The sequence below is a fragment of the Bacillus sp. JZ105 genome (assembly GCF_053903125.1).
In genome coordinates, this window is record NZ_CP096387.1 from 1,344,260 (window position 1) to 1,358,923 (window position 14,664).

Genomic DNA, 14,664 nt, shown 5'->3' on the forward strand with positions numbered 1-14,664 from the left:
GCGAATCAACCATAAAAAAAGAGAAGAGTCATGTCACTCTTCTCATACGAATGGGAATAGAACTTGCTAGGACGGCTGGGGGCTACCAGCTCGTAAACATATTATACACGACAGAACGTATGTTTGTAAAGAGCGGTCATGCTTTTTTTGCTTATCTCATTTGATGTAAGATAAAATAGAGGCAATGAATGATAAACGGAGGCGTTTGAGTTGGCAAACAAAGAAGAGCGGGCAGAGCAGCTGCTAATGGAACTAAAGGAAGAGCTTCAAATGCTTGAACATCAAAACAAAGAACGGTATAAATGGAGTGCCTCCACATTGCTTGGAGTGATTGCCCTCTTGATTGATAAAGGAGTGATCACACCCGAGGAAGTCGAGATGTACAAGACGAAGGCGGAAATGCAAACTTTTCATATGAAAAGAGATTGATGCTTTCTTCATATGGAGTAAGGTAAAAATAAGAAAAGGACATAACAAATTGATGACTCAATTGATATTATGTCCTTATTTCTGCAATTCGTTTTCACAGCATTAAACAAGCTTATACATTAAAACATCATCCCAGTATTCATGATCATTTATTTTAAATTCTTTTATTTTACGTCCTTCTTCTATAAACCCCATCTTTTTGTACAAAGAAATGGCCTTTTGATTTGTTGAGAAAACGGCTAAACTAACCTTTTCAATTGAAGGGTTCTTTTCTGCCCAATGTAATAATGCTGTTAGCAGCATTTCCCCTACGCCTAAACCTCTATAGCTCTTATGCACCATCAGCCCGAAAGAACCCGTATGGGAAGTTCTTTTTCTATTTGATGAATGTTCAAAGGCTATCCATCCAATGACTTTTTCATCAGTTTGAGCAACTATGTACGTCTCATTTTCATTTTCTATTCTTTTCTGTATCCATTCCCTGTGTTCTAAGAGGGTTTTTTTATTTTCTTCAGGCGATGTAAGTAGATAATCTGATTCAGCAATAACAGATTTCTGTATTTCTAAAGTCATTTCAGCATCTTCCATTTTTCCAAAACGTACAATGATATCATTGGAATTTTGCATATTAGTTTTCTCCTGTCTAGAGCTAATACTGCATCTCATCATTTTTTAAAATGAAAAAGAAGGGTATTGAAATAGCTTTCACCATTTGGCCAAATCGTGATTAGCTTTGCTTCGTATGTACCGATCGTCTGAATTGAGGATTGCAAATTAATGTACGGAGTCTTTGATGATTTTATAGTTTTTATGATTAACGACTGTTAGTGAATCCAGTTCTAAATCTCTATAGTTGTCCATAATGGTGACATCCACAATGACAGAGTTTTCATTCACTTTTTCAACTACACCTGTTAAACCATTTCTAAATTCGATCACATTTCCAATTTTTGCAATCTTCAACCGATCCCTCTCCTTTAAAAACAGATTTCATTCCCTATTAAAAAGTATTTTGCAATATTTTCATACCAATGTAAAGGATAAAGACGTTTTTGTTTTGTTTTCGTTGTATGCTTTTCTAACGAATGGTATATTTAATAATTGATCATGGCTGAAAAGGAGCGGTTTTTTTGACTGAAGAACAAATCCTCACTATCCTCGAATCTTTACGGAATGGGACGGAAAAACAGGTGACCATCCAAAAAGATGACTTTTTAACGTTTCGTTCTGTTTTGGTGAATCAAGATGATTTTAAACATTTTCGCGGGATCGCCAAACATGGTGGAGATGTTATTTTTGAATATCTTACAGAAGCAAGAAGCTAAAGCTTTTTCTCATTGATGAGAGAAAGCTTTTTTATTTTCGTTCTTTTGTCACACTTCAAACCCCTCTGATACATATGAAAAGAAAATGTAATAACCCATAATCAGGAGCATAAGGATGATGATAGGTGAAAAAGGGACTTTTTTAAGCGCTAACAATTCCATTTTATGTGCGCTCAACTAGGACATGCCATTTAATGACGGAATTTGGACAGGTATGTAAATCTTTGTGAGTGAAAATAGAATGAGCTCTTGTTAGAGTGGACAAGTATCTTACAGCCTACTTTGATTAAAGGAGGAAAAAGGCGAATGATTAAAATTCATACAGCTCTTTTTGTCATCCTTATGCTCGTTGCAGCAATGAAGATGGACAATATACAAGAGCAGCAAGGCACATTAAGTCAGGAAATTTCACAAGCACCTGTTAAACATCAGCTTTCAAATATAGATCAAGACCACGATCAAGTCATCCCAGCATTTTCTGAAGAAAAGCGTCAGCCAAAAGTGAAATTGCTAAGTACGTCAACAGAAGAAAAGTCTTCAAAACCGAAGCAAAAGAAAAAAGTAAAATCTGAAACGACGAATAAGGCAAGCGGCAAACAGTATTCTAATGAAGAAATGGACTTGCTTTCTAGGTTGGTACACGCTGAAGCGAAAGGTGAATCTTACGAAGGGAAAAAAGCGGTGGCAAGCGTTGTCTTAAACAGAGTAGAGCATCGTTCTTTTCCTGACAGTGTTAAAGGTGTGATTTATCAGCGAAATGCTTTCCAGCCAGTATCAAATGGAAGCATTCATGATAAGGCAGATCAAGATTCCATTAAAGCGGTGAAACAGGTAGTAAAAGAGCATGACAGAACAACAAAGGCTATCTATTTTTATAATCCAAAAACGGCAACAGATCATTGGATTCGTTCCCGCAAAATTGTAGAACGTATCGGGCATCACGTGTTTGCCGTATAAAGAAAAAGAGCGATCAATGAGATTGCTCTTTTTTTGTCTTCAATTATTAAAATATTTTTTGGACTTGTCTCATAGAATGTGAAAAGAATTTGCTTTTAGACAAGGGGAGGCTACATGAATCGATTTGTAAAAGGGGTCATTCTGCTATCTGTCGCAGCTTTTATTGCGGAGTGTATAGAGTTTTTAGTCAATATGATTTTAGCGAGAGAGCTTGGAGAACATGGAATGGGATTATATATGAGTATCCTTCCCATCATCATGCTTGTCCTTGTGATCGCCAGTTTAGAGCTGCCAGTCTCCATTTCTAAGTTCATTGCAGAATCACATGAGCGTCTCCACAAAAGCATGCTCCGTCATGCCTTTAAAATGACACTTGTGGTGACAAGTACAACAACAGCTATAGCAGCCATTGTACTGCCTTTCATTCCAGTGTTTCAGTCGTATCATCCGCTTATGAAGGGTCTAGTGCTGTCACTTATCCCGATTATTGCGTTTACCTCCATTGCCCGCGGCTATTTTATGGGAAAGCAGCAAATGGGCAGAATTGCTTTAGCCAATATGCTGAAGAAAACGATCCAGCTTATCTGCTTGTTTTTGTTTTTTCATTGGTATTCGTTTGATATTGAAACAGCAGTACTCATCGCCATTGGTGTCATTGTTGCGAGTGATCTTGTGGTCTTTATTTATTTATACTCCCAATACGTCATGGCAAAAAATGCTGTGAATGTCAGGTCTGTTGAATTAAGAGGAAGTGATGTGCGAAAGCGCCTATTAGCCGTTTCCATTCCGACAACGGGCATGCGCATCTTTCATGCGATTGCCAATGCGGTTGAACCATTTTTAATCAAAGGAGCGCTCGTTGCAGCAGGCATTTCTGGAACACTTGCAGTTGATCATTACGGCATGCTGGCTGGTGTCGCAATGTCGATCGGTTTTTTTCCTGCGTTTATCGCTCATTCCATCATGATTGTGATGATTCCGAGTGTCTCTGAAGCCTATGCTTTAGGTCAGTATGATCTTGTGAAAAAACGTGTCAGACAGGCGATTCTTATAACGTTTGGATACGGGGTGCCGGCAGTGATGGTCATGTATTATTTTGCTTACCCGCTCACACAGCTCTTCTTTGATTCACCGCAAGCCGCGGTCTACTTACAGCTGCTTTGGCCATACTTTTTATGCCATCTGTTTGTGATGCCGTTTCAAGCGTGTTTAATCGGCATGGGGCTCATCAAAGATGTGTTTCTACATAATATATGGGTGCACATCGTTTCGTTTTCTATGGTGTATTTCCTTGGTTCAATTGAAAGCTTGAATATGATGGGGGTTATTTTAGGGATGAACACAGGCATGTTGCTGTTGACTGCACTGCATTATGCGACGATTTGTAAGGAGCTCGGCGTTTCAATGTTTCTTACATTGAAAAAAGCGTGAATGTCATTGCCATCGAGAGGGCAAGCTAGAAGAAAACTGGGAAGGAAGATCATGATGAATCGTAAACATCTACCCGCCAGTCTTCTGATGATGACCCTGCTCCTATTTCTCATGAACGCAGCAGCAGAAGCAAAAGAGCCTGTGATGGCGCCAAGAATAAAGGCCTCGACATTAACTGGTGAAACGCAGATGGTTCCCGCAAAAGGGAAAAAGACCATTTTGCATTTTTGGACAACATGGTGCCCGTCCTGCAAAATGGAGCTGCCCGAATTTGAACAGATTGTGAAAGAAAATCAGAGTGATGTTGACATATTGACCGTGAATTTACTAGGTGCTGAACAAAGTAAACATGCTGTTGCCCAATTTGTGAAAGACAGAAGGTTTACATTCCCGATCCTACTAGATGAACACGGAGAAATGATGAAGAAATATCAAATCATCACCATCCCAACGACCTTTTTGATTAATGAAAAAGGAGAAGTGGTGAAAAATCATGTAGGTCCACTGACGAAAAAACAAATCAAAGAGTGGACAAATTCGTAGAACAAATCCTTTCTATGAAAGAACCAATTCTGTTGGTTCTTTTTTGTGTTCATTTGCTTTTCATCTGAATACACTGTGCTCAGAAGAAGACGGAACGGTCTATATCAATAATGATAATTATTATCAAAAAGAAATTATAATAATTATTAATTGAAAATTGATCAGAACCTGTTATAATGAGTTACAGACCAATAAAAAGCTTGAAATAGCAGAAAATATAGATGGGAAAAGAAATGGGCAACGATTGATAATGTGAAAACGATTATCAATTAGAGAGGAGAAAACAATCATGAATGAGAATACAGCACTGTATCAAACGACAAATCAAAAGGAATCGAAATGGTCCTTACATAAATGGGCACAGCACGGAGAATTAATTGCAGCAGGTATCTCGGGGATTCTCATTTTAATTGGATGGATTCTAAAGGATCAGAGCATGTGGAGCATTCCTCTTTTCATCCTAGCATTTGTTATTGGAGGTTTTGCAAAGGCGAAGGAAGGAATTGAAGAAACGATTTCGTCGAAGACCTTGAATGTGGAACTTTTAATGATTTTCGCAGCAATAGGCTCAGCTCTAATCGGCTATTGGGCAGAAGGCGCTATCTTAATTTTTATTTTCTCACTGAGTGGTGCGCTTGAAACGTATACGTCAAATAAAAGCAAGAAAGATTTAACAGCATTAATGAGCATTGCACCAGATGAAGCAACTTTAATTGAAGAAGATGGTACGACCATTCAAATCGCCGCTTCATCATTAACACCAGGTGACCGGATTATGGTCAAAGCTGGGGAACGCATTGCAGCAGATGGTGTCATTTTAAGCGGGAGAACAAGTGTGGATGAATCTGCCCTCACAGGCGAATCTATTCCACAGGAAAAAGGGCAGGGGGAAGACGTATTTGCAGGAACAGTGAATTTAAATGGTTCCTTAACAGTGGAAGTCACGAAACATAATGAAGAAACGTTATTCCATAAAATTATTAAACTTGTCGAATCCGCTCAAGAAAGTGTTTCGCCAAGCCAGGCATTTATCGAAAAATTCGAGGGTGCCTATGTAAAAGGTGTGCTGATCACCGTTGCGATTTTAATGGTTCTGCCTCATTTTGTCCTGGGCTGGAGTATGAGTGAAACCTTCTACCGGGCTATGGTGTTTATGGTCGTTGCTTCACCTTGTGCTCTTGTTGCATCCATCATGCCAGCAGCATTGTCATTGATCTCAAATGGCGCAAGAAATGGAATGCTTGTCAAAGGGAGTGTCTTTTTAGAAAAACTAGGCACAAGCAGCATGATTGCTTTTGATAAAACGGGGACGATTACAAGCGGGAAGCCAGCCGTAGAACAAGTCATCATGGGGAAAGGACAGGATGAATCTGCTTTTTACCAGGCACTCTATCAAATTGAGAGTCAATCAAACCACCCATTAGCGAAAGCAATTTCTGATATGGCAAAAGAGCACCAAACAGAAAGAACAGTCCATGTCACCATTGAAGAAACCTCTGGATTTGGTGTGAAAGCACAATTAAATGGAGAAACGTGGCGGATTGGGAAGAAAGAATTTGCGGGTAAGGCAGCAATTGACCGCGAGATTGAAGAGACAGGTGATGACCTTTCCGCGCAAGGATACACAGTGGTCTACGTTCAAAAGGATGAAAAAGTTGTTGGCTGTCTTGGCCTTAAGGATCAAATCAGACCTGAAGCCAAAAAAATGATTCAAGAACTGAATGATTTAGGCATCCAAACTGTCATGCTGACAGGAGATCAGCAAAAAACGGCTGAAGCGATTGCGCAGGAAGCCGGCATCCAAACCGTAGTGGCTGAATGTCTTCCGGATGAAAAGGTACATGAGGTCAATCAATTAAAAAAACAAGGTAATTCAATCATCATGGTAGGAGACGGAATCAATGATGCACCAGCGCTCGCCACAGCAGATGTTGGGGTTGCGATGGGCGGAGGTACAGACGTTGCCTTAGAAACAGCGGATATCATCTTAATGAAGAACAATTTAAATAACCTAACAAAGATGATCCGTCTTTCAAGAAAAATGAATCGAATCATTAAGCAAAACATTATTTTCTCATTAACGGTGATCTGTCTGTTAATTTGTGCGAATTTCTTACAAGTGCTTGATTTGCCTTTTGGCGTCATCGGGCATGAAGGAAGTACGATTTTGGTCATTTTAAATGGTCTGCGTCTGCTTCGTGCATCTTAAATCCATCATCAGGGTGCACTGGATTCATGCCAGTGCGCTTTTGTGCGAAATAAAGCAAAAACTGATACAATAGACCAGTAGTAAAACGTGTGAGGAGGATCATGATGAACCGAATGAAGAGCTTGTCTTCTTGGCTTAAGAAAGAAGACATTCAAGGTGCATTTATACATACAAAGGAAAATGTGTTTTATCTATCTGGATACTTCACAGAACCGCATGAAAGAGTGATGGGGCTGTTTGTGTTCCAAGAGGCAGAACCATTTTTTATTTTGCCTAAAATGGAAGTCGATCAGGCAAAAAATGCAGGATGGTCCGGCGATATTATTGGATATGAAGATCATGAAAATCCATTTGATTTCATTCAATCAGCGATAGAAAAACGCGGCATTCAAACGGCGCGTCTTGCGATTGAAAAAGAATCGATTCCGCTTCAAAGAGCTGAGCAGCTCCAAGCTGTCACCGGGGCAGAAACGTTCGTCCGGGCTGAAGATGCGCTCAATCAGCTCAGACTGATTAAAGATGAATCTGAAATTGCTACACTCAAAAAAGCAGCTCAATTGGCAGATGAAGGTGTAAAAATTGGGGTTAACGCCTTAAAAGAAGGAGTTACAGAAACAGAAGTGCTCGCTGTCATAGAATATGAACTAAAGAAAAAAGGCATTCAAGGTATGTCCTTTTCAACCATGGTTCTCTTTGGTGAAAAATCAGGCGAGCCTCATGGAAATCCGGGACAGGCAGTCTTAAAAAAAGGCGATTTTGTGTTATTTGACCTTGGCGTCATTGTCGATGGATATTGCTCAGATATCACAAGAACATTTATCTATCAGGAAGCTTCTGAAAAGCAAAAGGACATCTATCAAACCGTCTTAAATGCAGAAATGGCAGCACTTGAAATGAGTAAGCCCGGCGTGAGAATCGGTGATCTTGATTTAAAAGCCCGCGGGCTGATCACAGAAGCGGGATATGGTGAATATTTCCCTCATCGCCTTGGACATGGATTAGGGGTTTCTGTTCATGAGTTTCCTTCTATGAGTCAGGCAAATGACGACCTACTGCAAGAAGGTATGGTGTATACGATTGAACCAGGAATTTATGTGCCGGGAGTCGGCGGTGTAAGAATTGAAGATGATGTTCTCATTACGGCAGATGGTCCAGTCACCTTAACCAATTATCCGAAAGAGCTGACGATCATCAAGTAATGAAAAAAATCACGATGAACGTCCAGGTCTTGGAAGTGTCATCGTGATTTTTTATCACTCTTCTTGATCCTTATCAACAAAAAAATCATCAATTGATTGAAACGGTTTGATTTTATGTTCTTTTCCTAAAGGATGTAATGCAAAACGAGCAGAAAACAAAACAGTCATACATAATATAATCCATATGATGAAACCCATCTTGAATTCCCCTTTCCATCCAGTGATTTGTTTAGCTCACATACATCTTAAAGTATGAAACGCTTACCATATCAAGAGAAAGTAGGAGAAAAAATGGCAAACATAAGGGAGATTGCGAAAAGAGCGGGCGTATCTGTGACAACTGTATCACGTGTGTTGAATGAGCATCCTTATGTTAAAGAAGAAAAAAGGGAACGTGTTCTACAAGCGATGAAAGAGCTCAAGTATACGAGAAACATCCAGGCGGTCCATTTAGCGAAGGGCTATTCGAATATGCTTGGCATCGTCCTTCCAAACATTGAACACTCTTATTTCAGCGCACTCGTCACAGGTATTGCAGAAAAAGCACAGGCGCGCGGCATGCATTTTGCCTTATTTCAAACAGGATATGACCCATTTAAAGAAAAAGAAGCGTTAATGAGTTTAAAAGAGCGCCGTGTGGATGGTTTAATATTTTGTTCAAATGCGTTAAGTGATGGTCACATTTTAAAGTGGCAGGAATCAGGTCCGATTATATTTTGTCATCCTGCGCCGCACGATCAATGCTCAACCGTGTCGATTGCGCATGATCAAGCATTTAAGGAAGGCCTGCATCATTTGGCGGCATGCGGCCATCAACGAATTGCGATCGTTCTCGCCAGAACAGAAGGAGCGAATAGCGAGTCGCGCCTTCAGGCTTATCAAGACATGATGCAATCGCTCGGGCAGACCATTGATGAGGAATGGATCATCGAAGGGAAGTTATCCCTGCTTGATGGGAAGCATTTATTTGCAGAATGGCAGGAAATGAAACATCGTCCTACAGCTTTATTCATCACAAATGACGAAGTCTCTGCAGGCTTTTTATTAGAGGCGCAGCGTCACGACATAAAAGTAGGAGAATCACCAGCCATACTCAGTTTTCAAAATAACCAATTGAGTGAGGCTTTGGGGATTTCCAGCATTCATATTCCCCTCAAACAAATGGGACAGGAAGCGTTTGACTTGTTTGACCGGGCATTAAAGGGAGAGAAATCAGAAAAAAGAATGCTGCCATTTCGCCTGATTGAGCGAACAACAACCGTTTTGAAAAACAATCGTTGACGCACGTTTCATCTGTTTTGTACGATAAGAGGGATTGAATAAGAAGGAGGTGGGGATGTTCATGGAATCCTTCACCGTTGATAAAGCGTTAAATAATAATGTCATCATCGCAAGACACCCTTCTTTGGGCGAAGTGGTTCTGATTGGGAAAGGGATTGGCTTCGGTAAAAAATCGGGGGATCTCCTCGATCAAGACGTGTTTGAAAAAATGTTTGTGTTAAAAAACACGAAGGAACAAACAGAATATAAACAGCTGCTTCATCATATTGATGAAAACATGATCGAGCTTGCCAATGACGTCATTTATCATATACGAGAAAAAATGGGACAACGATTGAATGAGCATATTCATGTTGCGCTGACCGATCATATTGCGTTTAGTTTTAAGCGGGTGCAGCAAGGCTATGATATCACGAACCCTTTTATGCTTGAGACGCAATCGCTTTACCCGAAAGAATACGAGGTTGCAAAGGAAGTCGTTGAACTGATTAACGAGCGGCCAGATGTCGAAACGAAGCTGCCAGAAGGAGAAATTGGCTTTATAGCGCTTCATATTCATTCAGCTTTGACGAATCGGCCTTTATCTGAAGTGAACCGTCATTCGCAGCTCATTACACAAATGGTCCAAGTCATTGAAGATTCATTTCATATGAAAGTAGACAGAGAAAGTATTCATTATTTACGCTTATTACGCCATATTACGTTTTCAATTGAGCGTATTAAACGGGGAGAATCATTAGAGGAGCCAGAAAAATTGCTTCATCTATTGAAAAATGAATATCCTTTATGCTACAATACTGCTTGGAAAATGATCAAAATTTTGCAGCATGCATTAAAAAAGCCTGTACAGGATGCTGAGGCCGTCTACTTGACACTTCATCTGTACAGATTGACAAATAAAATTTCATAGTTTCCTTGAAACGTGTAACTGATTCGATCAGGCATGAGTGACTTAAGGTAAATACAGGATAAGATCCTGTTATTTGCGCAACCTTATATCACCATGCCTTTTTTTGCGTTTGAAAGTGAAATGTAAACGGTTAATTATGAAATGTGCGTCAGGGAGCATCCCAAATGTATGTTGTAAGCGAAAACAAAAGGAGGTTCAACCAGTGTTTAAATCACTTTTTGGTGTGTTGCAAAAAATTGGACGAGCACTCATGCTTCCAGTTGCGATCCTTCCTGCTGCTGGTATTTTACTGGCACTTGGGAATGCGATGCAAAATCCGCAGCTGATTGATGTAGCTCAATTTTTAAGCAATGATACAATTCAGCTTGTTGCAAGTGTCATGGAGAATGCGGGGAACATCGTCTTCTCGAATCTTCCGCTATTATTTGCTGTAGGGGTTGCCATCGGTCTTGCCAATGGAGATGGAGTGGCAGGGATTGCCGCTATCATCGGTTACCTTGTTATGAACGTCACGATGAGTGCCGTATTAATGGCTAACGGATCCATTCCATCCGATTCGCTCAAACTGGCCCAGTTCTTCAAGGAAGGCCATCCAGCATATATTAATATGCTCGGCATACCGACCTTGTCTACCGGCGTTTTTGGCGGGATTATCGTCGGGGTATTAGCCGCTTATATGTATAATAAATTTTACAAAATTGAGCTCCCGCAATATCTTGGCTTCTTTGCTGGTAAGCGTTTTGTTCCAATCGTTACTTCTATTTCAGCACTTATTTTAGGGCTATTGATGCTAGTCATTTGGCCGCCAATCCAAGGGGCACTGAACTCATTTTCAACAGGACTGCTTGCAGCGAATGAGCCGCTGGCTGCCTTTGTATTCGGTGTCATTGAACGCTCATTAATTCCGTTTGGTCTGCACCACATTTTCTACTCGCCATTCTGGTATGAGTTCTTTAGCTACAAGAGCTTATCAGGAGAGCTTGTCCGTGGTGACCAGCGTATTTTCATGGCGCAAATCAAAGATGGTGTTCAGCTGACAGCTGGTACATTCATGACAGGAAAATATCCGTTCATGATGTTCGGTCTTCCAGCAGCAGCACTTGCGATTTACCATGAAGCAAAACCAAAGAATAAAAAGGTAGTAGCAGGAATTATGGGATCAGCGGCCCTTACTTCTTTCCTTACAGGGATCACTGAACCGCTTGAATTCTCATTCTTGTTTGTTGCACCAGTATTATTTGCGATTCACTGTGTATTCGCTGGATTATCCTTTATGATAATGGATATTCTAAATGTGAAAATCGGGATGACCTTCTCAGGAGGGTTAATCGACTTCTTCCTATTTGGTATCCTGCCGAATAGGACCGCTTGGTGGCTCGTCATTCCAGTAGGTCTCGTACTTGCTGTCATTTACTACTTCGGTTTTAGATTCGCCATTCGCAAATTTAATCTGAAAACGCCAGGCCGCGAAGATGAAGCAGCAGACGGAGCAAGTGAGGCGAAGTCTGAAAAAGGTAATGACTTGCCTTATGAAATCCTTGAAGCAATGGGTGATCAAGAAAACATTAAGCACCTTGATGCATGTATCACGCGGTTACGTGTCACTGTGAATGACCAGAAGAAAGTGGACAAAGACCGTTTGAAAAAGCTAGGCGCTTCTGGTGTTCTCGAAGTAGGGAACAACATCCAGGCAATCTTCGGCCCGCGCTCTGATAACTTAAAAACACAAATGCAGGACATTATTGCAGGCCGCACGCCTCGTCCAGCGAAAGACCCTTCTGCAAAAGAAGAAGTCAGCCAGCAGGTTGAAGAAGTTATTGCAAAGCCGCTTCAAAATGAGCAAGGGGAAGAAATTTTTGCTTCACCAATTACAGGGGAGCTTCATCCAATTACAGATGTACCAGATCAAGTATTCTCAGGGAAAATGATGGGTGACGGTTTCGCCATCTTGCCAACAGATGGAACGGTTGTTTCACCGGTAAGAGGGAAGATCTTAAATGTGTTCCCGACGAAACACGCCATTGGCCTGCAATCTGATGGTGGACTTGAAATTTTGATCCACTTCGGAATTGATACGGTCAGCCTCAAAGGAGAAGGATTTGAAGCATTTGTACAAGAGGGAGATCAAGTAGAAATCGGTCAAAAACTTTTAGAGGTTGATATTGATAAAATTAAGTCTGAAGTACCATCTTTGATGACTCCAATTGTATTTACCAACTTAAGTGAAGGACAATTTATTGACCTTCAAGCATCCGGTGAAATCAAAGCTGGACAAGAAAACATCGTGAAAATTTCAAAATAATTTTCATAACTGCCGTTCTTGTTAGATGACAAGCTCGGCAGTATGATATAATATTGTGGATGTATTAATTGTATAAAAAGGAGATTGATAAAAATGGCTCAACAAACATTCAAAGTAACTGCAGATTCTGGAATTCACGCACGTCCTGCAACAGTTCTTGTACAAACTGCTAGTAAATATGATGCTGATATCAACTTAGAATATAATGGTAAAACAGTGAACCTGAAATCTATTATGGGTGTAATGTCTCTAGGAATTGCGAAAGGTGCTACAATCACAATCTCTGCTTCTGGTTCTGATGAAAATGATGCACTTGCTGCGCTTAAAGACACAATGAAAAGTGAAGGCCTAGGCGAGTAATGCAACAACTGAAAGGAATCGGTGCTTCAGCAGGCGTTGCGATTGCAAAAGCGTATCGTCTGGAAGAACCAGATTTAACAGTTCACCAAAAAGACATCAATGATCCAGAGACAGAAGTGAAGCGTTTTGAAGAAGCAATTCATGTTTCTAAACAAGAACTTGAAGCAATTAAAGAGCATGCGCTAAAAGAGCTTGGCCAAGACAAAGCAGATATCTTTTCTGCCCACCTTCTTGTGTTAAGTGATCCTGAACTGCTAAACCCAGTAAAGGATAAAATCAAATCTGATAAAGTAAATGCTGAGTTTGCTTTAAAAGAAACAGCGACAATGTTTGTCACAATGTTCGAAGCAATGGACAATGAATACATGAAGGAACGTGCAGCGGATATTCGTGACGTAACGAAACGTGTGACTGGCCATTTGCTAGGCGTTGACATTCCAAACCCAAGCATGATTTCTGAAGAAGTCATCATCATTGCTGAAGATTTAACACCTTCTGATACTGCTCAGCTGAACAGACAATTTGTCAAAGGCTTTGCAACAGATATCGGCGGTCGTACTTCTCACTCAGCGATCATGGCAAGATCAATGGAGATTCCAGCAGTTGTTGGGACAAAAGAAGCAACAAAAACGGTGAAAAACGATGATCTGATCATTGTGGATGGTATTAGCGGCGACGTCATCATTCAGCCTTCTGAAGATGAAGTGAAAGCGTATCAAAAAAAGCATGAAGACTACTTAGCTCAAAAAGCGGAATGGGCGAAACTTGTTGACCAGCCAACGGTTACAAAAGACGGCGTTCACGTAGAGCTAGCTGCAAATATCGGAACACCTGAAGATGTAAAAGGTGTACTTGAAAATGGCGGCGAAGCAGTTGGATTGTACCGTACTGAATTTTTATACATGGGCAGAGACCAGCTTCCTACAGAAGAAGAGCAGTTCGATGCGTATAAAACAGTTTTAGAGAAGATGGAAGGGAAAGCAGTGGTGGTCCGCACACTAGATATTGGTGGCGATAAAGAACTTCCTTACTTGCAGCTTCCAAAAGAAATGAACCCGTTCCTTGGCTATAGAGCCATTCGCCTTTGCCTGGAAGAGCAGGAGATTTTCAGAACACAACTACGCGCCTTACTTCGTGCAAGTACATATGGAAACTTGAAAATCATGTTTCCTATGATCGCGACGTTATCAGAATTTAGAGAAGCAAAAGCCATTTTACTTGAAGAAAAAGAAGCATTGGTTGCCGCTGGTACAGACGTTTCTGATTCCATTGAAATCGGAATGATGGTAGAAATTCCATCAACAGCTGTCATCGCAGATCAATTTGCAAAAGAAGTAGATTTCTTCAGTATTGGAACGAATGATTTGATTCAATACACAATGGCAGCTGATCGAATGAACGAACGAGTGTCTTATCTTTACCAGCCTTACAACCCAGCGATTTTACGTCTTATTACGCTTGTGATCGAAGCAGCGCATAAAGAGGGTAAATGGGTCGGCATGTGCGGTGAGATGGCAGGAGATGAAATCGCAATCCCGCTTCTACTTGGATTAGGATTAGATGAATTCTCAATGAGTGCAACATCCATTCTTCCAGCTAGAACGCAGCTAAGCAAGCTTTCTAAGGAAGAAGCTGCATCATTTAAAGAGCATATTTTATCACTTAGCACAACAGAAGAAGTGGTTGATTTCGTCAAGAAGACGTTTCAACAGAACTAA

Annotated in this window: 15 protein-coding genes; 12 read left to right on the forward strand and 3 right to left on the reverse strand. The window is 40.7% G+C overall.

Going from position 1 to position 14,664, the window contains the following annotated elements; genetic code table 11:
* Nucleotides 1–210: 210 nt before the first annotated feature.
* Nucleotides 211–429, forward strand: coding sequence for a hypothetical protein (locus M1D81_RS06835; protein ID WP_024426840.1), 219 nt, complete (start codon nucleotides 211–213; stop codon nucleotides 427–429).
* 102 nt (nucleotides 430–531) lie between these two features.
* Here M1D81_RS06835 and M1D81_RS06840 read toward each other — a convergent pair whose 3' ends face one another.
* Nucleotides 532–1,056, reverse strand: a complete 525-nt coding sequence (locus tag M1D81_RS06840; RefSeq protein WP_034623353.1) for a GNAT family N-acetyltransferase — start codon at nucleotides 1,054–1,056, stop codon at nucleotides 532–534.
* Between the two features lie 147 nt (nucleotides 1,057–1,203).
* A complete protein-coding gene (locus M1D81_RS06845) occupies nucleotides 1,204–1,392 on the reverse strand; it encodes a YkvS family protein (RefSeq protein WP_003211747.1) in 189 nt (62 codons plus the stop codon).
* A 167-nt stretch (nucleotides 1,393–1,559) separates the two neighbouring features.
* Between M1D81_RS06845 and M1D81_RS06850 the strand changes: the two genes are divergently transcribed.
* From M1D81_RS06850 to M1D81_RS06875, 6 genes are all read left to right on the forward strand, one after another.
* Complete coding sequence (locus tag M1D81_RS06850) at nucleotides 1,560–1,754, forward strand: hypothetical protein (RefSeq protein WP_024424688.1); 195 nt, start codon at nucleotides 1,560–1,562, stop codon at nucleotides 1,752–1,754.
* A gap of 306 nt (nucleotides 1,755–2,060) precedes the next feature.
* A complete protein-coding gene (locus M1D81_RS06855) occupies nucleotides 2,061–2,711 on the forward strand; it encodes a cell wall hydrolase (RefSeq protein WP_456265217.1) in 651 nt (216 codons plus the stop codon).
* A gap of 114 nt (nucleotides 2,712–2,825) precedes the next feature.
* Nucleotides 2,826–4,142, forward strand: a complete 1,317-nt coding sequence (locus tag M1D81_RS06860) for a polysaccharide biosynthesis protein (RefSeq protein ID WP_456265216.1) — start codon at nucleotides 2,826–2,828, stop codon at nucleotides 4,140–4,142.
* Between the two features lie 54 nt (nucleotides 4,143–4,196).
* The gene (stoA, locus tag M1D81_RS06865) at nucleotides 4,197–4,685 is read left to right on the forward strand and encodes an endospore biogenesis thiol-disulfide oxidoreductase StoA (protein WP_456267150.1); all 489 of its coding nucleotides are present in this window, start codon (nucleotides 4,197–4,199) and stop codon (nucleotides 4,683–4,685) included.
* A gap of 289 nt (nucleotides 4,686–4,974) precedes the next feature.
* The gene (locus M1D81_RS06870; RefSeq protein ID WP_456265215.1) at nucleotides 4,975–6,894 is read left to right on the forward strand and encodes a heavy metal translocating P-type ATPase; all 1,920 of its coding nucleotides are present in this window, start codon (nucleotides 4,975–4,977) and stop codon (nucleotides 6,892–6,894) included.
* A gap of 104 nt (nucleotides 6,895–6,998) precedes the next feature.
* Nucleotides 6,999–8,093: a M24 family metallopeptidase gene (locus tag M1D81_RS06875; RefSeq protein WP_456265214.1), complete on the forward strand. Its 1,095-nt coding sequence runs from the start codon at nucleotides 6,999–7,001 to the stop codon at nucleotides 8,091–8,093.
* A gap of 54 nt (nucleotides 8,094–8,147) precedes the next feature.
* Here M1D81_RS06875 and M1D81_RS06880 read toward each other — a convergent pair whose 3' ends face one another.
* Entirely contained in the window at nucleotides 8,148–8,291 is a 144-nt protein-coding gene (locus tag M1D81_RS06880) for a hypothetical protein (RefSeq protein WP_456265213.1), read from the reverse strand.
* A gap of 93 nt (nucleotides 8,292–8,384) precedes the next feature.
* On the opposite strand from M1D81_RS06880, the gene M1D81_RS06885 reads away from it, so the two are divergent.
* From M1D81_RS06885 to ptsP, 5 genes are all read left to right on the forward strand, one after another.
* The gene (locus tag M1D81_RS06885; protein WP_456265212.1) at nucleotides 8,385–9,374 is read left to right on the forward strand and encodes a LacI family DNA-binding transcriptional regulator; all 990 of its coding nucleotides are present in this window, start codon (nucleotides 8,385–8,387) and stop codon (nucleotides 9,372–9,374) included.
* 55 nt (nucleotides 9,375–9,429) lie between these two features.
* Nucleotides 9,430–10,284, forward strand: a complete 855-nt coding sequence (gene glcT / locus M1D81_RS06890) for a glucose PTS transporter transcription antiterminator GlcT (protein WP_024424695.1) — start codon at nucleotides 9,430–9,432, stop codon at nucleotides 10,282–10,284.
* A 202-nt stretch (nucleotides 10,285–10,486) separates the two neighbouring features.
* On the forward strand, nucleotides 10,487–12,586 hold the full coding sequence (ptsG, locus tag M1D81_RS06895) for a glucose-specific PTS transporter subunit IIBC (protein WP_456265211.1): 2,100 nt from the start codon (nucleotides 10,487–10,489) through the stop codon (nucleotides 12,584–12,586).
* A gap of 93 nt (nucleotides 12,587–12,679) precedes the next feature.
* Nucleotides 12,680–12,946: a phosphocarrier protein HPr gene (locus tag M1D81_RS06900; protein ID WP_003211078.1), complete on the forward strand. Its 267-nt coding sequence runs from the start codon at nucleotides 12,680–12,682 to the stop codon at nucleotides 12,944–12,946.
* Complete coding sequence (gene ptsP, locus M1D81_RS06905) at nucleotides 12,946–14,664, forward strand: phosphoenolpyruvate--protein phosphotransferase (RefSeq protein ID WP_024426847.1); 1,719 nt, start codon at nucleotides 12,946–12,948, stop codon at nucleotides 14,662–14,664. The genes M1D81_RS06900 and ptsP overlap by 1 nt, the downstream gene beginning before the upstream one ends.